The sequence below is a fragment of the Calditerricola yamamurae genome, from assembly GCF_054654135.1.
The window spans coordinates 489,347-514,033 of record NZ_BAAIFH010000004.1; the positions used below are offsets into that span (position 1 = coordinate 489,347).

Annotated in this window: 24 protein-coding genes and 1 other annotated feature; of the genes, 1 reads left to right on the top strand and 23 read right to left on the bottom strand. The window is 62.7% G+C overall.

What is annotated here, in order from left to right; translation table 11 throughout:
- Window positions 1-46: 46 nt before the first annotated feature.
- Window positions 47-3,685 (bottom strand): DNA-directed RNA polymerase subunit beta', encoded by a 3,639-nt coding sequence (gene rpoC / locus ACYQ0Z_RS03885; protein ID WP_459864550.1) that lies wholly within the window; start codon window positions 3,683-3,685, stop codon window positions 47-49.
- 12 nt (window positions 3,686-3,697) lie between these two features.
- Window positions 3,698-7,240 carry a DNA-directed RNA polymerase subunit beta gene (gene rpoB, locus ACYQ0Z_RS03890; protein ID WP_459865129.1) on the bottom strand — a complete coding sequence of 1,181 codons (3,543 nt, stop codon included), beginning with the start codon at window positions 7,238-7,240 and terminating at the stop codon, window positions 3,698-3,700.
- A gap of 313 nt (window positions 7,241-7,553) precedes the next feature.
- On the opposite strand from rpoB, the gene ACYQ0Z_RS03895 reads away from it, so the two are divergent.
- Window positions 7,554-8,723 carry a DDE-type integrase/transposase/recombinase gene (locus tag ACYQ0Z_RS03895; RefSeq protein WP_459863705.1) on the top strand — a complete coding sequence of 390 codons (1,170 nt, stop codon included), beginning with the start codon at window positions 7,554-7,556 and terminating at the stop codon, window positions 8,721-8,723.
- A 125-nt stretch (window positions 8,724-8,848) separates the two neighbouring features.
- Here the strand turns inward: ACYQ0Z_RS03895 and ACYQ0Z_RS03900 are convergent, their stop codons facing one another.
- The 21 genes from ACYQ0Z_RS03900 to disA all read right to left on the bottom strand — a co-directional run bounded on the left by ACYQ0Z_RS03900 (window position 8,849) and on the right by disA (window position 24,684).
- Window positions 8,849-9,451 carry a class I SAM-dependent methyltransferase gene (locus ACYQ0Z_RS03900; protein ID WP_459864552.1) on the bottom strand — a complete coding sequence of 201 codons (603 nt, stop codon included), beginning with the start codon at window positions 9,449-9,451 and terminating at the stop codon, window positions 8,849-8,851.
- Between the two features lie 152 nt (window positions 9,452-9,603).
- A complete protein-coding gene (gene rplL, locus ACYQ0Z_RS03905; RefSeq protein ID WP_459864554.1) occupies window positions 9,604-9,975 on the bottom strand; it encodes a 50S ribosomal protein L7/L12 in 372 nt (123 codons plus the stop codon).
- Window positions 9,976-10,038: 63 nt separating this feature from the next.
- On the bottom strand, window positions 10,039-10,554 hold the full coding sequence (gene rplJ / locus ACYQ0Z_RS03910) for a 50S ribosomal protein L10 (protein WP_459864556.1): 516 nt from the start codon (window positions 10,552-10,554) through the stop codon (window positions 10,039-10,041).
- A 20-nt stretch (window positions 10,555-10,574) separates the two neighbouring features.
- Window positions 10,575-10,731: a sequence feature (ribosomal protein L10 leader region), on the bottom strand.
- A 48-nt stretch (window positions 10,732-10,779) separates the two neighbouring features.
- Entirely contained in the window at window positions 10,780-11,469 is a 690-nt protein-coding gene (gene rplA, locus ACYQ0Z_RS03915) for a 50S ribosomal protein L1 (protein ID WP_459864558.1), read from the bottom strand.
- Between the two features lie 84 nt (window positions 11,470-11,553).
- A complete protein-coding gene (gene rplK, locus ACYQ0Z_RS03920; RefSeq protein WP_459864560.1) occupies window positions 11,554-11,979 on the bottom strand; it encodes a 50S ribosomal protein L11 in 426 nt (141 codons plus the stop codon).
- Window positions 11,980-12,145: 166 nt separating this feature from the next.
- A complete protein-coding gene (gene nusG / locus ACYQ0Z_RS03925) occupies window positions 12,146-12,679 on the bottom strand; it encodes a transcription termination/antitermination protein NusG (RefSeq protein WP_459864562.1) in 534 nt (177 codons plus the stop codon).
- 34 nt (window positions 12,680-12,713) lie between these two features.
- Window positions 12,714-12,929, bottom strand: coding sequence for a preprotein translocase subunit SecE (secE, locus tag ACYQ0Z_RS03930; RefSeq protein WP_459864565.1), 216 nt, complete (start codon window positions 12,927-12,929; stop codon window positions 12,714-12,716).
- Window positions 12,930-12,944: 15 nt separating this feature from the next.
- Entirely contained in the window at window positions 12,945-13,094 is a 150-nt protein-coding gene (rpmG, locus tag ACYQ0Z_RS03935; RefSeq protein ID WP_459864567.1) for a 50S ribosomal protein L33, read from the bottom strand.
- 169 nt (window positions 13,095-13,263) lie between these two features.
- Entirely contained in the window at window positions 13,264-13,923 is a 660-nt protein-coding gene (gene sigH / locus ACYQ0Z_RS03940; RefSeq protein ID WP_459864569.1) for an RNA polymerase sporulation sigma factor SigH, read from the bottom strand.
- Between the two features lie 61 nt (window positions 13,924-13,984).
- Window positions 13,985-14,512 (bottom strand): NYN domain-containing protein, encoded by a 528-nt coding sequence (locus tag ACYQ0Z_RS03945; RefSeq protein ID WP_459864571.1) that lies wholly within the window; start codon window positions 14,510-14,512, stop codon window positions 13,985-13,987.
- Window positions 14,513-14,534: 22 nt separating this feature from the next.
- Window positions 14,535-15,275 carry a 23S rRNA (guanosine(2251)-2'-O)-methyltransferase RlmB gene (rlmB, locus tag ACYQ0Z_RS03950; protein WP_459864573.1) on the bottom strand — a complete coding sequence of 247 codons (741 nt, stop codon included), beginning with the start codon at window positions 15,273-15,275 and terminating at the stop codon, window positions 14,535-14,537.
- On the bottom strand, window positions 15,272-15,718 hold the full coding sequence (locus ACYQ0Z_RS03955) for a Mini-ribonuclease 3 (protein ID WP_459864575.1): 447 nt from the start codon (window positions 15,716-15,718) through the stop codon (window positions 15,272-15,274). The genes rlmB and ACYQ0Z_RS03955 overlap by 4 nt, the downstream gene beginning before the upstream one ends.
- 12 nt (window positions 15,719-15,730) lie before the next feature.
- A complete protein-coding gene (gene cysS / locus ACYQ0Z_RS03960) occupies window positions 15,731-17,179 on the bottom strand; it encodes a cysteine--tRNA ligase (RefSeq protein ID WP_459864577.1) in 1,449 nt (482 codons plus the stop codon).
- Window positions 17,133-17,843: a serine O-acetyltransferase gene (gene cysE, locus ACYQ0Z_RS03965; RefSeq protein WP_459864579.1), complete on the bottom strand. Its 711-nt coding sequence runs from the start codon at window positions 17,841-17,843 to the stop codon at window positions 17,133-17,135. The genes cysS and cysE overlap by 47 nt, the downstream gene beginning before the upstream one ends.
- Before the next feature lie 375 nt (window positions 17,844-18,218).
- Window positions 18,219-19,703: a glutamate--tRNA ligase gene (gltX, locus tag ACYQ0Z_RS03970; protein ID WP_459865131.1), complete on the bottom strand. Its 1,485-nt coding sequence runs from the start codon at window positions 19,701-19,703 to the stop codon at window positions 18,219-18,221.
- A 38-nt stretch (window positions 19,704-19,741) separates the two neighbouring features.
- A complete protein-coding gene (gene ispF / locus ACYQ0Z_RS03975; RefSeq protein WP_459864581.1) occupies window positions 19,742-20,221 on the bottom strand; it encodes a 2-C-methyl-D-erythritol 2,4-cyclodiphosphate synthase in 480 nt (159 codons plus the stop codon).
- Window positions 20,199-20,909, bottom strand: coding sequence for a 2-C-methyl-D-erythritol 4-phosphate cytidylyltransferase (gene ispD / locus ACYQ0Z_RS03980; RefSeq protein ID WP_459864583.1), 711 nt, complete (start codon window positions 20,907-20,909; stop codon window positions 20,199-20,201). The genes ispF and ispD overlap by 23 nt, the downstream gene beginning before the upstream one ends.
- A gap of 24 nt (window positions 20,910-20,933) precedes the next feature.
- Window positions 20,934-22,025 carry a PIN/TRAM domain-containing protein gene (locus ACYQ0Z_RS03985; RefSeq protein ID WP_459864585.1) on the bottom strand — a complete coding sequence of 364 codons (1,092 nt, stop codon included), beginning with the start codon at window positions 22,023-22,025 and terminating at the stop codon, window positions 20,934-20,936.
- Between the two features lie 66 nt (window positions 22,026-22,091).
- Window positions 22,092-22,601: a CarD family transcriptional regulator gene (locus tag ACYQ0Z_RS03990; RefSeq protein ID WP_459864587.1), complete on the bottom strand. Its 510-nt coding sequence runs from the start codon at window positions 22,599-22,601 to the stop codon at window positions 22,092-22,094.
- A gap of 187 nt (window positions 22,602-22,788) precedes the next feature.
- Window positions 22,789-23,508, bottom strand: coding sequence for a CDP-diacylglycerol--serine O-phosphatidyltransferase (gene pssA / locus ACYQ0Z_RS03995; RefSeq protein ID WP_459864590.1), 720 nt, complete (start codon window positions 23,506-23,508; stop codon window positions 22,789-22,791).
- Window positions 23,509-23,613: 105 nt separating this feature from the next.
- A complete protein-coding gene (gene disA, locus ACYQ0Z_RS04000) occupies window positions 23,614-24,684 on the bottom strand; it encodes a DNA integrity scanning diadenylate cyclase DisA (RefSeq protein WP_459865133.1) in 1,071 nt (356 codons plus the stop codon).
- Window positions 24,685-24,687: the final 3 nt, after the last annotated feature.

Below are 24,687 nucleotides of genomic sequence, written 5' to 3' on the forward strand. Positions count from 1 at the left end.
AGCCGGGAGCGCGGTAGCGCAATGCCGCGCTCCCAACGACCGCACGTTATTCGGCGGCCACCGGCTCCTTGTTCGCCTCGTTCTCCCGTTGGGACGCGTCGGTCGACGTGTCGGCAACAGTCTTGATCTTCACGTTCCGGTAGCGGGCCATGCCCGTCCCGGCCGGGATCAGCTTGCCGATGATCACGTTCTCCTTGAGCCCGAGGAGCTCGTCGCGCTTGCCCTTGATCGCCGCGTCGGTGAGCACGCGCGTCGTCTCCTGGAAGGAGGCCGCCGACAGGAACGATTCCGTCTCCAGAGAGGCCTTCGTAATGCCGAGGAGAACGGGACGCGCCACGGCCGGCATGCCGCCTTCCTGGAACACCTTCTTGTTCTCCGCCTCAAACTCGTGAATGTCGACGTAAGAACCCGGCAGAAGGTTGGTGTCGCCGGCGTCGGTGATGCGCACCTTGCGCAGCATCTGCCGGATCATGACCTCGATGTGCTTGTCGTTGATCTCCACGCCCTGCATGCGGTAGACCCGCTGCACTTCCTGCAGCAGGTAGTTCTGCACCGCGCTCAGGCCCTTGACCTTGAGGATCTCCTTCGGATCCACCGGCCCTTCTGTCAGCTCGTCGCCGGCCTCCACCTTCTGCCCTTCCGTCACCTTGAGGCGGGCGCCGTAGGGGATATTGTACACCTTGGTCTCCGCTTCGCCCTTGATCTCCACCTCGCGGCGATCCTTCACCTCGCGGATGTCGACCACTTCGCCGTCGATCTCGGTGATCGTGGCCTGCCCCTTCGGGTTGCGCGCTTCAAACAGCTCCTGCACGCGCGGCAGACCTTGGGTGATGTCCTCGCCGGCCACGCCGCCGGTATGGAACGTGCGCATCGTCAGCTGCGTCCCCGGCTCGCCGATGGACTGGGCGGCGATAATCCCCACGGCCTCCCCGATCTCCACCGGCTGCCCCGTAGCCAGGTTGCGGCCGTAGCACTTCTGGCACACCCCGTGCGGCGTGCGGCAGTTGAGCACCGAGCGGATAACCACCTTGTCGATGCCCGCCTTGACGATCTTGTCGGCGATATCCTCGTCGATCATCTCGTTGCGACGGACGATCACCTCACCCGTTTCCGGATGACGGATCGTCTCGAAGCTGTAGCGGCCGACGATGCGGTCGTAGAGCATCTCGATCACTTCGCCGCCGTCGCGGATGTCGGTGACAACAAAGCCACGGTCGGTGCCGCAATCCTCTTCCCGGACGATGACGTCCTGGGCCACGTCCACCAGGCGGCGGGTCAGGTACCCGGAGTCGGCCGTCCGCAGCGCCGTGTCGGCCAGCCCCTTCCGCGCGCCGTGGGTGGAGATGAAGAACTCGAGCACGGTCAGCCCTTCGCGGAAGTTGGACTTGATCGGCACCTCGATGATCCGCCCCGACGGGTTGGCCATGAGCCCGCGCATCCCGGCCAGCTGGGTGATCTGCGCCACGCTCCCGCGCGCCCCGGAGTTGGCCATCATGTAGATGGAGTTGAATTTGTCAAGGGAGGCCATGAGCGCTTCGGTCACCTTCTCCTTCGTCTCGCTCCAGATGGAGATGACCTTGTCGTAGCGCTCGTCCTCCGTGATCAGGCCGCGGCGGTACTGGCGCATCACCGTCTCGACGCGCTGCTCGGCCTCGGCGAGGAGGGTCTTCTTCTCCTCCGGAACAATGATGTCGGAGATCGCGATGGTGATCCCCGCCTTCGTCGAATAGGCGAAGCCAAGCTCCTTGATCTTGTCGAGGATTTCGGCCGTCCGCGTTGTGCCGAAGCGGCGGAACACCTCGTGGATGATCGTGCCGAGGAACTTCTTCTTGATCGCGCCGCGGTCCTCGATCTTCTTCACGAACTCGCGGACGTCGACACCCTTGTCGAAGATGAAGTATTCATCGGGCACGCCACGCTTGAGGTTTTCCTCCGTCGGCGTGTTGATGAACGGAAACTCCGGCGGGAAGATCTCATTGAAGATGATCTTCCCGACGGTGGTGACCATGAGGGCCTCCCACTGCCGGTCGGTGAAGGTCTCCTTGGCCTTCTTCAGCCGCTTGGCCGGCACAGCGATCTTGGCGTGGAGGGAGATATGGCCCATCTGGTAGGCGTGGATGGCCTCGTCGGCCGAGGCAAAGACCTTGCCCTCGCCCTTGGCCCCTTCCTTCTCGATCGTCAGGTAGTAGGTGCCGAGGACCATGTCCTGGGTCGGCGTGACGACCGGCTTGCCGTCCTTCGGGTTGAGGATGTTGTTGGTGGCCAGCATGAGAATGCGCGCTTCGGCCTGGGCCTCGGCCGACAGCGGCACGTGGACGGCCATCTGGTCGCCGTCAAAGTCGGCATTGTACGCCGTGCACACCAGCGGGTGGAGTTTGATGGCCCGTCCCTCGACGAGCACCGGCTCGAAGGCCTGGATCCCGAGACGGTGCAGCGTTGGCGCACGGTTGAGGAGGACGGGGTGCTCCTTGATCACTTCTTCCAGCACGTCCCACACTTCCGGCTGGACGCGCTCCACCTTGCGCTTGGCCGACTTGATGTTGTGGGCCAGGCCCTTGGCCACCAGCTCCTTCATCACGAAAGGCTTGAACAGCTCGAGGGCCATCTCCTTGGGGAGGCCGCACTGGTACATCTTCAGCTGCGGCCCGACGACGATCACCGAGCGGCCGGAGTAGTCGACGCGCTTGCCGAGCAGGTTCTGGCGGAAGCGCCCCTGCTTGCCCTTCAGCATGTGGCTGAGGGATTTGAGCGGCCGGTTGCCGGGGCCGGTGACGGGGCGGCCGCGGCGGCCGTTGTCGATGAGGGCGTCCACCGCCTCCTGGAGCATGCGCTTCTCGTTCTGGACGATGATGTCCGGCGCGCCCAGCTCGAGGAGCCGCTTCAGGCGGTTGTTGCGGTTGATCACCCGGCGGTACAGGTCGTTCAGGTCAGAGGTGGCAAAGCGGCCCCCGTCGAGCTGCACCATCGGCCGCAGCTCCGGCGGGATGACCGGCAGCACCTCGAGGATCATCCACTCGGGGCGGTTGCCCGACGAGCGGAAGGCCTCAAGAACCTCCAGACGCTTGATGATGCGGTTGCGCCGCTGCCCCTGGGCCGAGCGCAACTCCTCCTTCAGCTTCTCAATTTCCTTGTCGAGATCGATCTCGGCGAGAAGTTTCTTAATCGCCTCGGCGCCCATGCCCGCCTGGAAGGCATTTCCGTACTTCTCGCGATAGGCGCGGTACTCCTTCTCCGACAGAAGCTGCTTCTTCTCCAGCGGCGTGTCGCCCGGATCGGTTACCACGTAGGAGGCAAAGTAGATGACTTCCTCAAGGGCGCGCGGCGACATGTCGAGAACGAGCCCCATGCGGCTGGGAATGCCCTTCAGGAACCAGATATGGGAGACGGGAGCGGCCAGCTCGATGTGGCCCATCCGCTCCCGGCGCACTTTAGAGCGCGTCACTTCGACGCCGCAACGGTCGCAGATGACGCCCTTGTAGCGCACGCGGCGATACTTGCCGCAATGGCACTCCCAGTCCTTCGTCGGCCCGAAAATGCGCTCGCAGAACAGCCCGTCTTTCTCCGGCTTGAGGGTGCGGTAGTTGATCGTCTCCGGTTTCTTCACTTCGCCGTACGACCAGGAGCGAATCTTCTCCGGAGAGGCGAGGCCAATTTTGATGGTCTCGAAGTTGTTGACGTCCAGCACGGGCAACCCTCCTTACGATTTGCCGCCGGCTTTCGTCGGTTCCAGGGTCAGGCTGAGCTTCTCCGGTGCAGGCTCTTCCTCCTCGTCGATCTCGCGCATTTCGATCTCCTGCTCGTCCTTGGTCAGGATCTTCACGTCGAGGGCCAAGGACTGCAGCTCCTTGATCAACACCTTGAAGGATTCGGGCACGCCCGGCTCGGGAACGTTCTCGCCCTTGACGATGGCCTCGTAGGTCTTCACGCGGCCGACGACGTCGTCCGACTTGACGGTGAGGATCTCCTGCAGGGTATACGCCGCGCCGTACGCCTCGAGGGCCCACACCTCCATCTCGCCAAAGCGCTGGCCGCCGAACTGCGCCTTGCCGCCCAGCGGCTGCTGCGTGACGAGGGAGTACGGCCCCGTGGAGCGGGCGTGGATCTTGTCGTCAACCAGGTGAGCCAGCTTCAGCATGTAGATCACGCCAACAGTCACCCGGTTGTCAAAGGGTTCGCCGGTGCGGCCGTCGTACAGCACCGTCTTGCCGTCGCGCTCCAGGCCGGCCTCCTCCAGGGCATTCCAGACATCTTCCTCGTTGGCCCCGTCGAAAACCGGCGTGGCCACGTGGATGCCGAGGGTTTTCGCCGCAATGCCGAGGTGCGTCTCCAGAATCTGCCCGACGTTCATCCGCGACGGCACGCCCAGCGGGTTGAGGACGATGTCCACCGGCGTCCCGTCGGGCAGGAAGGGCATGTCTTCCTCCGGCAGGATGCGGGCGATGACCCCCTTGTTCCCGTGGCGCCCGGCCATCTTGTCGCCCTCAGAGATCTTCCGCTTCTGGGCCACGTAGACGCGCACCAGCTGGTTGACGCCCGGGGGCAGCTCGTCGCCGTTTTCACGCGTGAACACCTTGACGTCGACGACAATGCCCGACCCGCCGTGGGGCACGCGCAGCGACGTGTCGCGCACCTCGCGGGCCTTTTCGCCGAAGATGGCGTGAAGCAGCCGCTCTTCCGCCGTCAGCTCGGTCACGCCCTTCGGCGTCACCTTGCCGACGAGGATGTCGCCGTCCTTGATCTCTGCACCGATGCGGATGATGCCCCGCTCGTCGAGGTTCTTCAGGGCGTCCTCGCCGACGTTGGGGATGTCGCGCGTAATCTCTTCCGGCCCCAGCTTGGTGTCGCGCGCCTCGCACTCGTACTCCTCGATGTGGATCGAGGTGTAGACGTCCTCTTTCACCAGGCGCTCGCTGAGCAGGATGGCGTCCTCGTAGTTGTACCCTTCCCACGTCATGAAGGCAACGAGGACGTTGCGGCCGAGGGCCAGCTCCCCTTTGTCCGTCGACGGCCCGTCGGCGATCACCTCGCCCGCCTGGACGCGATCACCCTTGCGCACGATGGGCCGCTGGTTGATGCACGTTCCCTGGTTGGAGCGCTCAAATTTCTGCAGGCGATAAACGTCGAGATCGCCCTTCACTTCCTTGCCGTCGATCACGGCCACGCGGCGCACCCAGATCTCGTCAGCCGTTACGCGCTCGACGATCCCGTCGTGCTTGGCCACGACCACCGCGCCCGAGTCCTTGGCCGCCTTGTACTCCAACCCTGTGCCGATAATCGGTGCCTCGGGCACCAAAAGCGGCACGGCCTGGCGCTGCATGTTCGACCCCATCAAGGCGCGGTTGGCGTCGTCGTTCTCGAGGAACGGGATGAGCGCCGTGGCCACGGAGACGATCTGCTTCGGCGACACGTCCATGAAGTCGACGCGCTCGCGCGGCAGGGTGACGATCTCGCCCTTATACCGGCAGACGACCTGCTCGGTGGCAAAGCGCCCCTCCTCGTCGAGCGGCGCGTTGGCCTGGGCAATCACGTAGTTGTCCTCTTCGTCCGCCGTCAGGTACACGATCTCGTCGGTCACGCGGCCCGTCTCGGGATCCACTTTGCGGTACGGCGTCTCGATGAATCCGTACTCGTTCACCCGCGCGTAGGTGCACAGGGAGTTGATCAGCCCGATGTTCGGCCCTTCCGGCGTCTCAATCGGGCACATCCGACCATAGTGGGAATGGTGCACGTCGCGCACCTCAAAACCGGCCCGCTCCCGCGTCAAGCCGCCGGGACCGAGGGCCGACAGGCGGCGCTTGTGGGTGAGCTCGGCCAGCGGGTTGGTCTGGTCCATGAACTGGGACAGCTGGCTCGAGCCGAAGAACTCCTTGATCGCCGCGATCACCGGGCGGATGTTGATCAGCGCCTGCGGGGTGACGGCATTGATATCCTGGATCGACATCCGCTCGCGGACGACGCGTTCCATGCGCGACAGCCCGATGCGGAACTGGTTCTGCAGGAGCTCGCCCACCGAGCGCAGGCGGCGGTTGCCCAGGTGGTCGATGTCGTCGATGTTGCCCACGCCGTGCATCAGGTTGAAGAAGTAGCTGATCGCGGCCACGATGTCCGCCGTGGTGATGTGTTTGACGTTTTTGTCCACCCCGGCGTTGGAGATGACCTTGATCACCTTGCCGTCGTCATCCGGGGCAAAGATGCGCACGGCCTGCAGCCGCACCGTGTCGCCGTCGATGATGCCGCCCCGCGGCCGGGCCTCAAACACGCCGGCCCCCTTTTCCAGGTACGGCAGAATCTTGTCAAGAAGGCGGCGGTCGATCACTTGGCCCGCCTCGGCGACGATCTCGCCCGTTTCGGGATCGACGATTGGCTCGGCCAGACGCTGGTTAAACAGGCGCTCCTTCAGGTGCAGCTTCTTGTTGATCTTGTACCGGCCCACGGCGGCCAGATCGTAGCGCTTGGGATCAAAGAAGCGGGAGATGAGAAGGTTCCTCGCGTTCTCCAGCGTCGGCGGCTCGCCGGGGCGCAGGCGCTCGTAGATTTCGATCAACGCTTTTTCCGTCGAATCGGTGTTGTCCTTCTCCAGCGTGTTGCGCACGTACTCGTCGTCGCCGAGAAGGTCGAGAATCTCGGCGTCGGTGCTGAAGCCAAGGGCGCGCAGCAGCACCGTGACGGGAATCTTCCGCGTCCGGTCAATGCGCACGTAGACAACATCCTTGGCGTCCGTCTCAAGCTCCAACCACGCGCCACGGTTCGGGATGACGGTGGCGGTGTACATCGGTTTGCCGTTTTTGTCGACCTTTTTGCTAAAATACACACTGGGCGAACGAACGAGCTGGCTGACGATGACCCGCTCGGCTCCGTTGATGATGAAGGTCCCGGTCTCGGTCATCAGCGGGAAGTCGCCCATGAACACTTCCTGCTCTTTGACCTCGCCCGTCTCCTTGTTGATCAGGCGCACTTTCACGCGGAGCGGTGCCGCGTACGTCACGTCGCGCTCTTTGGCTTCCTCGACGGTGTACTTCGGCTCGCCGAGGCTATAGTCGAGGAACTCGAGAACGAGATTCCCCGTAAAATCGGTAATGGGGGAGATGTCACGGAGGAGCTCCCGCAGCCCCTCGTCAAGGAACCAGCGGTACGACTTCAACTGGACCTCGATGAGGTTGGGGAGTTCGAGTACCTCTTTGATGCGCGCATAGGAACGGCGTACGCGGTGGCGTCCACATTGGATCAGGTGACCAGCCAACTCCTTCACCCCTCGTCACGGAATCTGGCCGTAAAACAAAAAACAGGACGCGTCGGACCCCTTCACGAGCAGGCCCGGAAAAAGAAAAACGGCAGAGCCTGTCTGTCGAGCCGGCTCGTTTCCACCTCTCCGATCGCCTGCGATCCGTTCACGTCCTGTTCACCACGCCATCCCGTTCTTTCATTTCGCATTTTATAACGATATCATAGCAAAAATCAAATGTCAACGCACCGCAATCGCTCAGCTAAAATCTAACCGAAGGGAGACTGGATCACTCACATCGAAATCTTACCGAGGGGGATGTGACGTGACCATGTCTCTCCAAAGCCGTCGCGAATACCTTACACAAATCCGGAAATGGTATGCCAAAGCCTCGTCCCGAAAAGAAAAGTCGCGCATTCTCGATGAAGTCACGCGCGTGCTGGGGTATCACCGCAAGTACGCTATCCAGGTTCTCAACGGCCCGGAGTGGAAACCCAAACAGATCCGGCGCAAACGGCCCAAGCGGTATCAAGAAGCGCTCCCTGTCATCCGAACCGTTTGGGAAGCCCTTGACTACCCTTGTGCCGAACGCCTCCATCCGGTCCTCCTGCCGACTGCCGAGCATTTAGAACGCCATGGAAAACTTCGCTTAACCTCGCTCATCCGCCAGCAACTCGCCCAAATCAGCCGATCTACGCTCGCTCGGCGCCTGAAGGAATTCGATTCGCCCAAACCCAGACGCTTTATGCGCCCCAAACCCACCAATCGCTTGAAAAGGGACATCCCTGCAGGCCGGCTCCCTTGGAACGAATCCCGCCCCGGCGCCCTGGAAATCGATCTCGTCGAACACAATGGCGGCGACTCGTCCGGCCAGTTCGCCTGCACCTTGTCGGTTACCGACATGGTCACCGGCTACAGCCGCCGCCAGGCCATCCTCGGCAAAAGCCAAAAAGCCGTCTTCGCTGCCTTGGAATCCATCCTCTCGCAGTGGCCTACAGCTGTCCATACCCTCCACAGCGATAACGGTTCCGAGTTCTTGAACCATCATCTCCTCCGTTTCTGCAGGCAAAAGGGGATTGCGTTTATGCGCAGCCGTCCCTACCGCAAAAACGACAACCCCCATGTCGAACAGAAAAACCGCCAGTTCGTTCGCGAGATCGTGGGCTATGCCCGCTACGACACCCCAGAGGCTGTGGAGTGGCTCAACGCCGTCTATGCCCTCCTCGACCCCTACGCCAATCTCTTTTTGCCCACCCGCAAGGTCGTCGAAAAATCCTACGAAGGCAAGCGCATTCGCAAACGCTTCGACCAAGCCCGCACGCCTTTCCAACGCCTGATCGAAAGCGGCGCCTTAAAACCGGAGATGGAACACGTGCTCAAGGCTCAGTTTGAAACGCTCAACCCGCTCGATCTTCATGATGAGCTCGAAAAAATCGTGGCTCGGGGTCCTTGGGCTCCCTCCCCCGAGCCACCTAACCAAGAACCTCTTGAGGTCGGGTAGACCTCAACTCCATTTTCCTACCTGAGGGAGCCTCTTGCCAAGAGTATTCGGTTAGGTTTTTACGTGAGGGATCGGTTTCACTTCGGTTAGGTTTTTATGTGAGTTGACACGCGCACTCCGAAACGTCACGCCCCCCGTGTCACGCGAAACACATGATACCCCTTCTTCCGCGCCACCCGTTCCACGGTGTCGTATAGCTCGGCCAGCTTGCGCTCCGCGCTCGGGGCGCCTTGTTTCTTATGGATCACCACCCACAGGCTGCCCCCCGGCACCAGGTGCTCCTTCGCTCCCGCAAAGATGGCATACACGACGTCCTTCCCCGCACGGATGGGCGGGTTGGTCACGATGACGTCATAGACGCCATCCACCCGGGCATACCCATCGCTAATAAAAACGCGCACGCGGTCGGCCACGCCGTTGGCGGCGGCGTTTTCCTGTGCCAGCGCCACGGCCCGCTCATTGATGTCGACCATGTCCACCCGGACATCGGCTACCGTTTTGGCAATGGCGATGCCGATCGGCCCATATCCGCAGCCAACATCGAGCACGCGGGCACCCGGCGGGACATCGAGCGTTTCAATGAGCAGGCGGGAACCGTAGTCGACATACTCACGGGAGAAGACGCTGGCGGCCGTCCAAAACACAAAACGCGTGTCGCGCAGGACAGCCTGGATTTTCTTCCGCTCCTCGTCGCTTTGCGGCGACGCCGTGTAGTAGTGCTCGCTCACGGCAATCCCCCTTGTTTGCCAGTTTCGACCAGGACCCCTCCCGTTAAACCCCGGCGCCGGGCCGGGGGCGGGCGCGATCCCGGAAAACAACCGCGGGAAAAGGAAAAAACCCGCGCGTACGCAGCGTACGGCGGGCTCGGCGGCGCGGCGCCTCACTTGAGCTCGACTTCCGCGCCGGCTTCTTCGAGCTTCTTCTTGATTTCCTCGGCTTCTTCCTTGCTGACGCCTTCCTTGATGTTGGACGGCGCGCCATCGACCAGTTCCTTCGCCTCTTTCAGGCCGAGGCCGGTGATTTCGCGCACCACCTTGATGACGTTGATCTTCGACGCACCGGCGCTCTTGAGCACAACCGTGAATTCGGTTTGCTCGGCCGCACCGGCATCCGCAGCAGCCCCCGGCGCGCCAACGACGGCCACCGGCGCCGCAGCAGTCACGCCAAATTCCTCTTCGATCGCCTTGACCAGTTCGTTCAGCTCGAGAACGGTCATCCCTTTGATCGCTTCGATAATTTGCTCCTTCGTCATCGTCACGTGCCTCCCATCCTCAAGAAATTCTACGGGCTTGCAAATCGCTTCCACGCGCTGCCCTTAGGCGCTTTCCTGCTCCTTCTTGTCGGCCACGGCCTTGACCGCCAGCGCAAAATTGCGGATCGGCGCCTGGAGCACGCTGAGGAGCATAGCCAAGAGCCCTTCGCGGGACGGCAGCTTGGCAATGGCTTTGATCTCCTCCGCGCTAACGACACGGCCTTCCACAACCCCCGCCTTCAACTCCAGCGCCTCGTTTTCCTTGGCAAATTCGGCAAGGATCTTGGCCGGCGCCACCGGGTCTTCCGGCCCGAAGGCAATCGCCGTCGGACCGACGAGGAACGGATCCAGTTCCGTCAGGCCCACTTCCGCCGTCGCCCGGCGGGCCAAGGTGTTCTTGTACACCTTGATCTCACAGCCGGCTTCGCGGAGCTTTTTGCGCAGCTCGGTCATCTGCGCCACGTTCAGCCCGCGGTAGTCGGCCAAGATGGCGCTCTTGGACGTACGCAGCTTCTCGGCGATCTCGGCGACGATCTGTTTCTTCTCTTCCCGGACGGGCTTTTCCCGCACGACCGCCATCTCGACACCTCCTGTTCGCTCGCGGCATGAAAAAAGCCCCCGTAGACAACGGAGGCACGGCTTTCCCACGGCATGCGAGGGCACAGGGGCCGCTCCACGCCCGTAAGACGCCCGCCTCGGAAGGGTATTAAGCCACCGTGTGGCACCTTCTGTCTACGGCCAGGCTTCCCGATTCAATTGTCACAACATGAACGATTGTACTCGGTTTTACAACCTCTGTCAAGATTACAGCTTGGCCGCGTTGACGCGAATCCCCGGGCCCATTGTCGAGCTCAAGGTGACCGACCGGAAGTACTGCCCCTTGGCCGCCGCCGGCTTGGCCCGCTTCAGGGCGTCGATCACCGTGAGGAAGTTCTCCAAAAGCTTCTGGGAATCGAAGGAGACCTTCCCGATCGGCACGTGGACGTTCCCGGCCTTGTCGGTACGGTACTCGATCTTCCCGGCCTTGATCTCCTTCACGGCCTTCTCCACGTCAAAGGTGACCGTACCGGTTTTCGGGTTGGGCATGAGCCCTTTCGGACCGAGGATCTTCCCGAGGCGACCCACTTGGCCCATCATGTCCGGGGTGGCCACGACCACATCAAAGTCGATCCACCCTTCGGCCACTTTGCTGATCAGGTCCTCATCGCCGACGTAGTCCGCTCCGGCGGCCTCGGCTTCCCGCGCTTTTTCCCCTTTGGCGAAGACGAGCACCTTGGCCGTCTTCCCAGTACCGTGCGGCAACACCACCGCGCCGCGCACCTGCTGGTCGGAACGCTTGGGATCCACGCCGAGGCGCACCGCCAGCTCCACTGTTTCATCAAACTTGGCGCGCGCCGTCTTCTTCACCAGCTCGACGGCCTCCGCCGGATCGTACAGCTTGGTGCGGTCGACGAGTGCCGCCACTTCCCGATACGCTTTTCCGTGCTTCGGCATACGTCTGTCCTCCTTTGTGTGGTCTTAACGGAAGCTCCTCCCACGTAAGGAGGGGTTGGCGCCGTCGCGCCAACCCGTCGCGCGTCAGTCGACAATTTCGATGCCCATGCTGCGGGCCGTACCTTCGATCATGCGCATGGCGGCTTCCAGGCTGGCCGCGTTGAGGTCCGGCATCTTCTGCTCGGCGATCTGCCGCACCTGTTCCCGCGTTACCTTGCCCACCTTGTTTTTGTTCGGCTGTCCGGAACCGGTCTCGATGCCGGCCGCTTTTTTCAACAGCACCGCCGCCGGGGGCGTTTTGGTGACGAAGGTGAACGAGCGGTCCTCGTAGACCGTGATCTCGACGGGAATGATCAGCCCCACCTGATCCTTCGTCCGCTCGTTGAACTCCTTGCAGAAGGCCATGATGTTAACCCCGGCTTGACCAAGGGCCGGACCGACCGGCGGCGCCGGGTTGGCTTTCCCAGCAGGAATTTGCAGCTTGACCACTTTCACGACTTTCTTGGCCACGGCAGGACACCTCCCTTTCCGAATGTGGTGTAGCGGGACGTCGCGCCCTCCCACACGCCGGCGGCCGCCGCGCACCGGCGACGCCGCGCGGCAAAAAAGAAAGAAGCCCTTGTTTGGGGATCACACAACAAGATGAACGTATCACAAATCGCGGCCCCTTGCAACGTCAGATTCGCTCCACTTGGGAGAAATCGAGCTCCACCGGCGTCTCGCGCCCGAACAGGTTGACGAGCACCTTGACCTTCTGTTTGTCGAGCTGGATTTCCTCGATCGTGCCGACAAAGTCGGCAAAGGGCCCGTCCTTCACCTTGACCTTGTCGCCAACCTCATAGTCGACCGTGGGCTTGGGCTCCTGGATGCCCATCTGGCGCAGAATGGCCTGCACTTCCTTCGGCTGTAGGGGAATCGGTTTCGATCCCGCCCCGCTGGCGCCGACAAACCCGGTGACGCCCGGCGTGTTCCGCACGACGTACCACGAGTCGTCGGTCATGATCATCTCGACGAGCACGTACCCGGGGAACACCTTGCGCTGGACCGTCCGCTGCTTCCCGTCCTTCACCTCTTTGGCCTCTTCGGTGGGGACGAGAATGCGGAAGATCTTGTCCTGCATGCCCATTGACTCGACGCGCTTTTCGAGGTTGGTCTTCACCTTGTTCTCGTAGCCCGAGTAGGTGTGGATCACGTACCACTGCTTTTCCATGACGTAAGACCCGGCGGGTCCTTCCTCCCTCACGTTAATTGGCCAGAATCAGCTCAATGAGCCGCGAAATCCCCAGATCCACAATGGCGAAAAAGAGGGCGAGCAGCGTGACCGTGGTGATGACGACAACGGTGTAGCTGGTGAGCTCCGCCCGATTCGGCCACCGGACTTTCTTCATCTCCATCCAGCTATCCCGGAAAAACGCCCCCGTTCGTTTGAAACTGGAACCGATGCGCGCGAGAAAGGCCACGTCGCCACCTCCCGCTTAGCGCGTCTCGCGGTGCAGCACGTGGCTATTGCAGTACTTGCAGTACTTTTTCAGTTCCAGGCGGTCCGGATGGGTCCGCTTGTTCTTCGTGGTCGTGTAGTTCCGGCGCTTGCATTGCGTGCATTCCAGCGTGATGATGACCCGCATCTCCTCCACCTCCCTGCAGGATGCCAACCTGTATCGCCACCGAACGGGGACACCCGCAATTCACCCACGGCTACTCTAGATACTCTATCACAGCCGCTAATCTCTGTCAATGAAGCATTCATTTTGCAGGCAACGACAAGGCGGCCTGGGTCGCGTTCACCAGGCCGCCTCACGTCGTCACTTCCCGCACTTCCAGATACCGTTCCAGCTTGCGCTTGACGCGCTGCAGCGCGTTATCGATCGACTTGACATGCCGGTCGAGGTTGAGCGCGATCTCCTGGTACGACCGGCCGTCAAGGTACAGCATCAGCACCTTGCGTTCCAAGTCGCTCAAGATCTCACTCATCTTGAGCTCGATGTCATCAAACTCCTCCTGGTTGATGATCAGCTCTTCGGGATCCGCAACCCGTGAACCGCACAACACGTCGAGCAACGTGCGGTCGGAGTCTTCGTCATAGATGGGCTTGTCCAACGAGATGTACGAGTTGAGAGGGATGTGTTTCTGCCGCGTTGCCGTCTTAATCGCCGTGATGATCTGCCGCGTGATGCACAATTCGGCAAAGGCCTTGAACGAGGTGAGCTTATCGCCACGGTAATCGCGAATCGACTTGTACAGCCCGATCATACCTTCCTGGATGATGTCCTCCCGATCGGCACCGATCAGGAAGTACGACCGGGCCTTTGCCCGCACAAAGGGTTTGTATTTGTTGATGAGGTATTCCAAGGCGTCGTTGTCGCCGTCACGGATCCGTTCCACCAGTTCTTCGTCCGTCATCTGGTCATAGCGGCTCGTTTCGTGGCTGTCCCTGAGCTCCGCGCTCACCCTCATCCCTCCGGCTGCGGACATTCCTGGGTGATAGGTTCAGTATACCGCCCGCAGGCCAAGCCCGTCAACTCGCGGGATCGCCGCTCCGGCGCCATTTTTCGAATCGTTCGGCGATCTCCTCCGGCATGCGATCGCCCACCGACGTTCTCGGAGGCGAGAGCGTTTTCATGCGCGCCGCGACGTCACGACGCACGCCGGCCAGTTCGTTCAGGAGCTGGCGCGCCGGCAGCCGCAGCGCCCCGCGAGCGAAGACCACCCACTGCTCCACGGCGTCCGACGTGGCCACGTACACCCGCCGCCGGGAGGACAGCCACTCGCCCACAAGCCGCTCGATCCGCTCATCGGCCGTCTCGCCGCGCGCCGTGTAGGTGACGGTGACACCGTGTTCGCAGGTGGTGACCGCGGGGCCCTCGGTGCGGTGCGCGTCAAACACGACAATCACCCGGCGGCCCGTGACGGCCTGATAGTCGGCGAGCGCATCCACCAGCGCCCGACGCGCCTCCTCGAGAGCCGCCTCCCCCAGCGGCTCCGACAACTGCCCGGCCGCGGCCCCGATCACGTTGTATCCGTCGACGATCAGCACCTCTTCCATGGCCACCCCACCGGGACCGTCCTCATCCGACGGGATGCCGGGCGCGAAAGACCTCGTACATGAGCAGGGCCGCGGCAACCGCCGCGTTTAGCGACGTGAGGCGGCCGACCATCGGCAGGCGGACGAGCACGTCGCAGGTCTCGAGCACCAGCCGGCTCATGCCCCGCCCCTCGCTGCCGACGACAAGGGCAAGGGGCACCGTATAGTCGGCCGTGCGGTAATCGTGGGTCGCCTGGGCATCGGTGCCGACGACCCACAGGCCTTCCGCTTTCAGTTCCTCCAGGGTGCGGGCGATGTTGGTGACGCGGGCGACGGGAACGTGTTCGGCCGCCCCGGCGGAGGCTTTCACGGCCGCGGGGGTGAGCTGGGCCGAACGCCGCTTGGGGATGATCACGCCATGGGCGCCGACGGCGTCGGCCGTGCGCAGGATGGAGCCCAGGTTGTGCGGATCCTCGAGGCCGTCCAGCACAACAAGAAAGGGCATTTCGCCCCGCGCGCGGGCCCGCGCCAGGAGGTCCGTCACCTCGGCATAGGCGCGGGCAGCCACGGCAGCGGCCACCCCCTGATGCACCGCAGCGGGAGCCAGCTCGTCCAGCTTGCGCCGCGGCACCTGCTGAACCGGCACACCCTGCTGGCGCGCCGCGGTCAAGAGCGGCGCCAACTGGCGGGATGAGACCCCTTCCGCCAGCAAAATCTTGTTGATCGCCCGTCCGGCACGCAAGGCCTCTAGCACCGGATGGCGTCCGTAGATCCATTCCGTCACCGCGTTTCGCTCCCTTCGGGTTCCGGCGGCCCGCCGTCCCCGTCCATGGCCGTCAAGGCGTGGGCAATCAGCTCGCGCAGCCGCCCCTCCTGCCCCGTCAGGTACAGGTAGCCAAACAAGCTTTCAAGCCCCGTGCTAAGGCGGTATTCGGACACGCGGGCATTTTTGGGTATGGTGCCGGACTTGGCGTTGCGCCCGCGGCGCAGCACGGCCGCCTCCTCCTCGCTGAGGAGCGGCAACAGGCGGTGGACCACCCGGGCCTGGCCGCGCGCTGACACGTAGGCAACCGCTGCCCGCTGCAGGTTGCCCGGTTTCAGCACGCCCCGCGCCAACAGGTGCGTGCGCACGTACAACTCATAGACGGCGTCGCCGACATAGGCCCACACCAGGGGGTGAAGCCGTTCGGGAGGAAGGGACAGCGTCACATCAACGGTCAGTCGCATCCCACCACACCCTCACTTTCGCCGCCACCGCACGCCGTGGGGCGTGTCCTCCACGATGACGCCCATCTGGTTCAGCCGGTCGCGGATGGCGTCGGCCGTGGCCCAGTCCTTGCGCTTGCGGGCCTCCTGGCGCTCGGCAATGAGCCGCTCCACCTCCGCCACAAAGCTGTCGTCCTCGCCGGAGGCTTCGGCCTGCGGCGCCAAGGTCAGGCCGAGCACCTCCTCGGCAAGCTCGGCAAAGAGGTCGAGGAAGGCCTGAACAGATCCGCGAACCATCGCGTCACGCCGCACGTACTGGTTGGCCTCCCGCGCCGCGTCGAAGAGCACGGTGATGGCGTTGGCCGTGTTGAAGTCGTCGTCCATCTCCGCCACAAAGCGCGCGCGCAGGGTGGAGACGGCCTCGGCCACCTCAGGCTCCACCGCGCCCTCTCTCGCTCCGCCCAGCGCAAAGCGCAGGTTCTCCACCGCTGTGCGGAGACGGGCCAGACCCGCCTCCGCCTGAGCGAGAAGCTCCTCGCTGAAGTTGATCGGGTTGCGGTAGTGGACCGACAGGAGGAAGAAGCGCAGGGCCATCGGGTCATGCTGCCGCCGCAGCTCGCGCACGAGGAGCACGTTGCCCAAGGACTTGGACATCTTCTCCCCCTTGATGTTGACAAAGCCGTTGTGCAGCCAATAGCGGGCCATGGGTTTGCCCGTCAGCCCCTCGCTCTGGGCGATTTCGTTCTCGTGATGGGGAAAGATGAGGTCCTGCCCGCCGGCGTGGATGTCAAAGCTGTCGCCGAGGTACCGGCGCGACATGGCCGAACATTCGATGTGCCACCCCGGTCGGCCGCGCCCCCACGGGCTGTCCCAGGCAATCTCGTCCGGGGCCTTGGCCTTCTTCCACAGGGCAAAGTCGAGGGGGTTTTCCTTCTTCTCGCTCACCTCTACCCGCGCCCCGGCCATCAGCTCGTCGAGGGGCTGGTGGGACAGCTTCCCGTACGCCGGAAAGCGCGCCGTGCGGAAATAGACGTCGCCATCGGCCTCATAGGCCAGGCCCTTGTCGATCAGTCCCTGGATGAAGGCGATGATCTCGGGAATGTGCTCGGTAACGCGGGGGGCAACGTCCGGCTCGCGAACGCCGAGGGCCCGCACGTCTTCCCGGTAGGCGGCGATAAACCGCTCGGCCACCTCGGGCACGGTGAGGCCCATCTCCCGCGCGGCGTTGATCAGCTTGTCGTCGACGTCGGTGAAGTTCTGCACGTAGGTGACGCGAAACCCGCGGTAGGCCAGGTAGCGGCGCACCACGTCAAACACGACGGCCGCCCGGGCGTTGCCGATGTGGATGTAGTGGTACACCGTCGGCCCGCAGGTGTACATGCGCACCTCACCCGGCACAAGGGGCACAAAAGGCTCCTTCTGCCGCGTCAGCGTGTTATACACGCGTAGATTCGTTTGCGGCGGTACCTTGGGATTGGTCATGCTCCTGATTCACTCCTTTGAGCCGTTCCACTTCGCGTTTGAGGTTGTCGATCTCTTCCTGCATCGTCCGCAGGAGATCGGCCACGGGGTCGGGCAAGTTAACGTGGTCAAGGTCGTTGGGCACACGGCGCCCGTTTTGCACGACGACGCGTCCCGGAATGCCTACCACTGTCGAATTGGGCGGCACTTCCCGCAGCACGACGGAGCCGGCGCCGATCTTGGAGTTGTCGCCGATCTTGAAAGAGCCGAGCACCTTGGCCCCCGACGCGATGAGGACGTTGTTGCCGATCGTCGGATGACGCTTGCCCTTCTCCTTGCCCGTTCCGCCCAAGGTCACCCCCTGGTACAGGGTGACGTCGTCGCCGATCTCGCATGTTTCGCCGATAACCACGCCCATGCCGTGGTCAATGAACAGCCGGCGGCCGATCTTGGCCCCCGGATGGATCTCCACCCCGGTCAGAAAGCGGACAAACTGGGAGATGAGCCGGGCAATCAAGCGAAAGTCACGCTCCCAGAACCAGTGGGCAATGCGGTACCCCCAGATGGCGTGCAGGCCGGAGTAGCAGAGCACCACCTCCAGGACGCTGCGCGCCGCCGGGTCCCGCTCAAACACCACCTGCACGTCCTCCTTGAGCCGTTCCCAGATGCACCGCAACCGCTTCATCGCCCATCCCTCCTCTGCTGTGCGCGTAAGGCGGGAGCAAAAAAACCGTCCCCGTAGCGCTGCTACAGAGACGGTTCCCCGCGGTTCCACTCTGCTTAAACCCGGCGCCACGTGGGCATGCGCGGCACGCGGCCCCGCCTCGGCGCCAGGGCCGTGTTTCACCGCAGCACCCTCACGCGCCGGGTTTCCCTCTGCCCCGTAACGGAGGGACCCGCTCTTCCCCTACACGCCCCCGCGGACGTTCGGGGAAGCGGCTCACGGGCGCACCCTTCCGGCGGCGGATGCCAGGCCACTTCCAGCCGGGGACGGTCCCCGATGGCCCTCTCTGGCGACATCCGGTCTCCGCCGTACTCCTCCCGCTCCTCGCCTTTGGCACTATCCAGTTGCCAACGCGTCCAACGCGCGAATCAAGCGGGAGACGACCCGCTCGCGGCCCAGCAAGAACAGCGTTTGGGCCAGATCCGGACCGTGGGTCTGTCCGGTGACGGCCACACGAATGGGCATGAACAGCTGCTTGCCTTTGTGCCCCGTCGCCTTCTGTACGGCCTTCAGGGCGTTTTTCACCGCGCCGGCGTTCCAGTCGGTCAGCGCTTCCGCTTCGCGGCGGAACGCGGCCAACACCGTGGGCACGTGCGACTCAGCCAGCACCGCCTTTGCTTCTTCATTATAGACAACATCCTCTCGAAAGAACAACTCGGAGAGGAGCACGATGTCGGCCGCGCAGCCCATTTGTTCTTGGAACAGGGTGACGAGATCGACAAGCCACCGCCACTGGTCGTCGGACAGCACCTCCGGCAGGCGGCCCGCCGCCGCCAGGTGCGGGTGGGCCAGCTTGGCGACCTCCTCGGCCGGGCGCTGGCGCAGGTAGTGGTTGTTCATCCAGCGCAGGCGCTCGGGGTCAAATACCGCCGGCGCTTTGGAGACCCGTTCGAGGGAAAAGAGGCGCACCAGCTCATCCAGGGAGAAGAACTCCTGCTCGGCATATTCCCCTTCTGGCGCCCAGCCCAAGAGCACGAGGAAGTTGACCAGGGCTTCCGGCAGGTAGCCGAGGGTGCGATATTGCTCGATGAACTGGATGATCGACTCGTCGCGCTTGCTCATTTTCTGCCGGTTGGGATTGAGGATGAGCGACAGGTGGGCAAAGCGCGGCGGCTCCCAGCCGAAGGCCTCGTAGATCATCAGCTGTCGCGGCGTGTTGGACAGATGCTCCTCCCCGCGGATGACGTGGGTGATGCCCATCAGGTGGTCATCGATGGTCACGGCAAAGTTGTAGGTGGGTATGCCGTCCGGGCGCAGGATGACAAAATCGCCGCCGACGCCGCTCGTCTCAAAGCGCACCGTGCCGCGCACGAGGTCCTCGACGACGTACTCGCGGCCTTCCGGGACGCGGAAGCGGATCGACGGCTTGCGCCCCTCCCGCTCGTAGGCCGCCCGCTGTTCGGGCGTGAGGTTGCGGCATTTGCCGAGGTAGCGCGGCATCTCCCCGCGGGCCTTGAGCGCCTCGCGCTCGGCAGCCAGCTCCTCCTCGGTGCAGTAGCAGTAGTACGCCTTCCCTTCCGCCAGCAGCCTTTCGGCATGTTCCCGGTAGATGGCCAAGCGGTCCATACACCGGTACGGACCGTGGGGACCGCCGACGTCCACCCCTTCATCCCATTCCAGGCCGAGCCAGCGCAGGCTGTCCAGGATCTTGGCCTCGCCGCCTTCAACGTTGCGCTTCTGGTCGGTGTCCTCAATGCGCACGATGAAATCCCCGCCGTGATGGCGGGCGAACAGGTAGTTGAACAGGGCCGTTCGCGCCCCGCCGATGTGCAAGTGCCCCGTGGGGCTCGGGGCAAACCGTACGCGTACGCGCTGGTCCATGCCCTTCACCGTCCTTTCCTCCCGGAATCCGATACGTGTCATGCCTCACGCGGAACGAGCAGCACCACCGCCTGCGCGGCGATGCCTTCGCGGCGCCCGACAAAGCCGAGCCCTTCCGTTGTCGTCGCCTTGATGTTGACTTGGCCGATGTCGGCCTTGAGCAGCGCGGCAATGCGCGCGCGCATGCGGGGAATGTACGGGGCCAGTTTCGGCGTTTGGGCCAGCACCGTCGCGTCGAGGTTGCCCAGCCGGTATCCGTCCGCCTCGGCCAAGGCCCACACGTGGGCCAGGAGCTGCGCGCTGTCGGCATCCTTGTAGGCCGGGTCGGTGTCCGGAAAATGATGGCCGATGTCGCCGCGACCGAGGGCCCCCAGCACCGCGTCGGCAATGGCGTGCAGCAGCACGTCGGCATCGGAGTGGCCGAGCAGGCCCCGTTCGTACGGAATGTCCACCCCGCCGATCACCAGCCGGCGTCCCTCCACGAGGCGATGCACGTCAAAACCGTGTCCGATTCTCATCGTCACCCTCCCGCCACCGGAGGAGCGCCTCCGCCACAACGACATCCTCCGGCGTGGTGATCTTCAGGTTGTCGTAGTCGCCCATCACCATGCGCACCGGATGGCCCAGCCGCTCGACGAGGGCCGCGTCGTCGGTGGCCGCCACGCCGTCCGCCCGCGCCGCCTCGTGGGCCTCGAGAAGCAGCGTGCGCCAAAAGGCCTGCGGCGTTTGGGCCAGCCACAACGACGACCGGGGCGGCGTTGCGGCAATCGTCCCGTCAGCATCAACACGTTTCACCGTATCCTTTACCGGCACGCCGAGACAGGCCGCCCCCGTTTCCTCCACCGCCGCCAAGAGGCGGTCGACGTGCTGGGGACGCACGAAGGGGCGCGCCGCGTCGTGCACCAGGACGACGTCACAGCCTTCCAATGCGCGCAGGCCGGCGTACACGCTGTCCTGCCGCTCGGCGCCGCCCGTCACTACCGCAAGCGGCTTGGCCGGCAGCAGGTCCTGGGCCAGGGTGCGAACGCGCTCCTCTTCCCCCGCCCGGGCCACCACCACGATATGCGCGACGGCGGGGTGAGCAACAAACACGCGCAAACTGTGAAGCAAAACAGGTGTTCCCCCAATGCGGAGGAACACCTTGTTTTCCGCACACTGCATGCGGCGACCGGCACCGGCCGCCACCACCACGGCTCCCGCCCTCATGTCCCCGTCGACTCCTCGCCCTTTCTACAGCGCCTTCTCCAGCATCTTCGGCTTGGCGAAAATCATGCGTCCTGCAGATGTTTGTAACACACTGGTGACGAGCACGTCAACCGTGGAGCCGATAAATTCCTTGCCGCCCTCGACCACGATCATCGTGCCGTCGTCGAGGTACGCCACCCCCTGGCCGTGCTCCTTGCCGTCCTTGATCACATGGACGTTGATCTCCTCGCCGGGCAGCACGATGGGCTTCACCGCGTTGGCCAGGTCGTTGATGTTGAGCACCGGCACCCCCTGCAGCTCGCAGACCTTGTTCAGATTGAAATCGTTCGTCACCACCTTAGCCTGCAACTTCTTGGCCAGCTTCACCAGCTTGCTGTCCACCTCGAGGGTGTCCTCGAAGGGGTCTTCATAGATGAGCACCTCGATGTTCAACTCTTTCTGGATTTTGTTGAGAATGTCGAGCCCCCGGCGTCCCCGGTTGCGCTTCAGCACGTCGGACGAGTCGGCGATGTGCTGAAGCTCTTCCAGCACGAACTCGGGAATCACCAGCACGCCTTCCAGGAAGCCGGTCTCGCAGATGTCGGCGATGCGCCCGTCAATGATGACGCTGGTATCGAGGATCTTGTACATTCCCGGCGGAACCTTGCTTTTCGCCTTGTCCCGCGACAGGCGTCCCAGCGAGAAGACGGCGACAATTTCATCGCGCTTGGAAAACCCAATGCGGTAGCCAAAGTAACCGAGAAGCCCGGATACGAACAGGGGCAGGAAGTTGCCGATGATCGGGATGCTCTGCAAAGGGAAAAAGAGAAGAAAGGCGACAATAAGGCCAATCACCAGGCCGACGACGCCGAACAGCACATCGACGACCGGCACTTCTTTGACGAGCCGCTCCTCACTGCGGCGCAGACGGTCAACAAGCCAATCGGTAAGATATGACGTGCTGAAAAAGAGGAGCACCGCGCCGCAAAACGCGCCGATGTACGGATGCGTGGACGGATACTCTTCGAGGCCGAAATTGACGTAGGCATTGAGAAACTGGATCAAGCTCGGACCGTAATGATAGCCTAACGCTGCGCCAGCCACAACAAAGAAGAGCTGGATGAATCGCTTGATCATCGTGTCACCTCCTTTACCCAGTATAGACAGAATTGCGCATGCTCAATCGAAGCCGTCATGAAACCGTCATAAGGCGGTGTTGCGGTTTTCCACGCACGCTTCCACCAGCTCCGCCGCCTCGCGCTCGTCGATGCCCTTGGCCAGCACCAGCTCGCTGATCAAGATCTGCCGCGCGTTTTCCAACATCCTCCGCTCGCCGGTGGACAGGCCCTTTTCCCGCTCACGCAGCATGAGGTTGCGCACCACGTCGGCCACCTCGAAGATGTCGCCGCTTTTCATCTTGTCCAAGTGCGCGCGATAGCGCCGGTTCCAATTGTCCGACAGGTCCACGTCAGAGCGCCGCAGGAGGGCCAGCACGCGGCTGACCGCTTCTTCGTCGATCACTTCGCGCAGCCCGATCTTCTCCGCGCTGTTCATCGGGATCATCACTTTCATGTTGCCCACCGGAATGTGCATCACGTAATACGTCCGCTTCTCACCCAAAATCTCCCGTTCCTCAATGGCTTCGATCACGCCCGCCCCGTGCATGGGGTAGAAGACTTTGTCGCCGACGTTAAACAATCCCGTCACCCCCACCAGTAGATGCTTCCAGTTTATCACAGGACATCCATTATGTCAAATATAAATTGAGAATTTTAACACGTATAAGGATGGACGTCAAGATCCTTTTCAATTTACGGTGACAATGTCCGTACACCTTTTTCTGCTCGAGCGCGCGCCGGGAAATGAAAAACCCCGGAAGGAAAATCCTTCCGAGGTGCGCTCACGAGTGCACATCCGTTTCAATCGGGTCCTGCACCGCCTGGTCACGGCGGAGGAGGATGTCAAGATTTTTTTTTAAGCCGTACAGGGCGTACAAAACGAGGGGCAGGAAGACGAGCTTGGAAAACGAATCGGGAAATCGCCAGGCGAGATACGCGACAATCCCGACCAGGATCGGCGTCACCCAGATGGCCGCCCGGGGGATGCCGATGCGCTTGAAATTCGGGTATTTCACGTTGCTGATCATGAGCAGCGACAGGGCGAGCATGCCAACGGTCAGGTAGACCGGCGAGAACACGTGGTGGTACAGGGCAAAGGTGGCCAGAACCCCGCCGGCCGCCGTAATCGGCAGCCCGATAAAGTACCCCGAATCCGCCTGCGAGATGTTGAAGCGCGCCAAGCGCAGGGCGCCGCAAATCGGAAACAGCGCCGTCACCATCAAGCCGTACAGGCCAAGGTCTTGCAGGACGACCACATACATGATGAATGCCGGTGCCACCCCAAACGAGATGACATCCGACAGCGAATCCAGTTCCTTGCCGAATTCGCTCTGCACGCCCAGCTTCCGGGCAACGCGTCCGTCCAGACCATCCAGCAACATGCCGATGATGACGAGGACGGCCGCGTGCTGCGGCTGTTCCTGAAAGGCCAGCACGATGGAGATGATCCCGAGAAATAAGTTCGCCACCGTAAACAGGTTGGGCAGGGATTTGGCGACCATGGCAAAACCTCCAGGCGGTTCTTTCCTTCCGTGCGGCGGGTGCGCCGGATAGTCCACGGCAAGTGGCGTCAGTCGCCGGCTCCATCACGCCGCGCTGACCGGTTTCTACACGTTGCGATCGATAAACACCTGTTCCTGGATGCGCTTCAAGCCGTCCTTGATCGTCCGGGCACGCACCTCGCCGATACCGTCCACCTCGTCCAGCTCCTCGATGGACGCCATCATCACGTCGGACAGGTTGCCGAACCGCTCCACCAGGTTGTGCACGACAGCCTGCGGCAAGCGGGGAATCTTGCTCAGAATCCGATATCCTCGCGGGAAAAGCGGTTCTTCCTGTATATTACCACCCGGCACATACCCGAGCAAGCGCACAAGGGTTGCCGTCTCCACCATCTCGTCGGGCGCCAGTTCGGTCAGGGCACGCAGAATCTCGGCGGCACTGGCCTCCGGCGGCTGGCAGTAGTCCTTGATGATCAGCAAGGCCTCGTGCTCCACATCCGCCACCAGTTCCTCCAGCTGCATCTGGATCAGCTGTCCTTCCGTCCCCAGCTCATGAATGTATTTTTGGATTTCCCGCTTGATGCGCAGGACCATGGCCACACGCTGCAGCACGGTCACCACTTCTTGAAGGGTAACCAACTCTTCGAACTCCAATGCGCTCAAATTGGTGAGCGCCTGATCCAGCACGGCCTTGTACTTTTCTAGCGTCTGAATGGCTTGGTTAGCCTTAGCCAATATGACACCAATTTCCTTCAGCACGTAACGGAACGAGCCCTTGTAGAGGGTGATGACGTTCCGCCGCTGGGAGATGGCGACGACCAGCTTGCCCGTTTGCTTGGCCACCCGCTCGGCGGTGCGATGGCGCATGCCTGTTTCCGACGAAGGAATGGACGAATCGGGAACCAACTGGGTGTTGGCATACAAAATTTTCTTGCGGTCGTCACTCAGGATGATGGCCCCGTCCATTTTGGCCAATTCGTACAAGTTGGCCGGCGTGAAATCGCAGTTAATAAAAAAGCCGCCTTCCATGATCGCCATCACTTCGGGGCTGTACCCCACAACGATCAGCCCCCCGGTTTTGGCGCGCAACACGTTTTCCAGCCCTTCTCGCAGGGGCGTCCCCGGGGCCACAAAGGGTAGGACGCTGCTGATAAAGGACTCACGGCTATCGGCCATCGT

Coding starts and splice junctions, on each gene's coding strand:
- cysS (WP_459864577.1), bottom strand. CDS start 17,179: ATGACCAATCCCAAGGTACCGCCGCAAACGAATCTACGCGTGTATAAC.
- rpmG (WP_459864567.1), bottom strand. CDS start 13,094: ATGCGGGTCATCATCACGCTGGAATGCACGCAATGCAAGCGCCGGAAC.
- sigH (WP_459864569.1), bottom strand. CDS start 13,923: ATGAGGGTGAGCGCGGAGCTCAGGGACAGCCACGAAACGAGCCGCTAT.
- ispF (WP_459864581.1), bottom strand. CDS start 20,221: ATGAGAATCGGACACGGTTTTGACGTGCATCGCCTCGTGGAGGGACGC.
- cysE (WP_459864579.1), bottom strand. CDS start 17,843: ATGAAGCGGTTGCGGTGCATCTGGGAACGGCTCAAGGAGGACGTGCAG.
- rplA (WP_459864558.1), bottom strand. CDS start 11,469: ATGCCGAAGCACGGAAAAGCGTATCGGGAAGTGGCGGCACTCGTCGAC.
- ispD (WP_459864583.1), bottom strand. CDS start 20,909: ATGAGGGCGGGAGCCGTGGTGGTGGCGGCCGGTGCCGGTCGCCGCATG.
- pssA (WP_459864590.1), bottom strand. CDS start 23,508: ATGGTCGCCAAATCCCTGCCCAACCTGTTTACGGTGGCGAACTTATTT.
- ACYQ0Z_RS03945 (WP_459864571.1), bottom strand. CDS start 14,512: ATGGAAGAGGTGCTGATCGTCGACGGATACAACGTGATCGGGGCCGCG.
- disA (WP_459865133.1), bottom strand. CDS start 24,684: ATGGCCGATAGCCGTGAGTCCTTTATCAGCAGCGTCCTACCCTTTGTG.
- gltX (WP_459865131.1), bottom strand. CDS start 19,703: ATGGACCAGCGCGTACGCGTACGGTTTGCCCCGAGCCCCACGGGGCAC.
- ACYQ0Z_RS03985 (WP_459864585.1), bottom strand. CDS start 22,025: ATGATCAAGCGATTCATCCAGCTCTTCTTTGTTGTGGCTGGCGCAGCG.
- ACYQ0Z_RS03895 (WP_459863705.1), top strand. CDS start 7,554: ATGTCTCTCCAAAGCCGTCGCGAATACCTTACACAAATCCGGAAATGG.
- ACYQ0Z_RS03955 (WP_459864575.1), bottom strand. CDS start 15,718: ATGCGACTGACCGTTGATGTGACGCTGTCCCTTCCTCCCGAACGGCTT.
- rplJ (WP_459864556.1), bottom strand. CDS start 10,554: ATGGCGGTCGTGCGGGAAAAGCCCGTCCGGGAAGAGAAGAAACAGATC.
- rplL (WP_459864554.1), bottom strand. CDS start 9,975: ATGACGAAGGAGCAAATTATCGAAGCGATCAAAGGGATGACCGTTCTC.
- nusG (WP_459864562.1), bottom strand. CDS start 12,679: ATGGAAAAGCAGTGGTACGTGATCCACACCTACTCGGGCTACGAGAAC.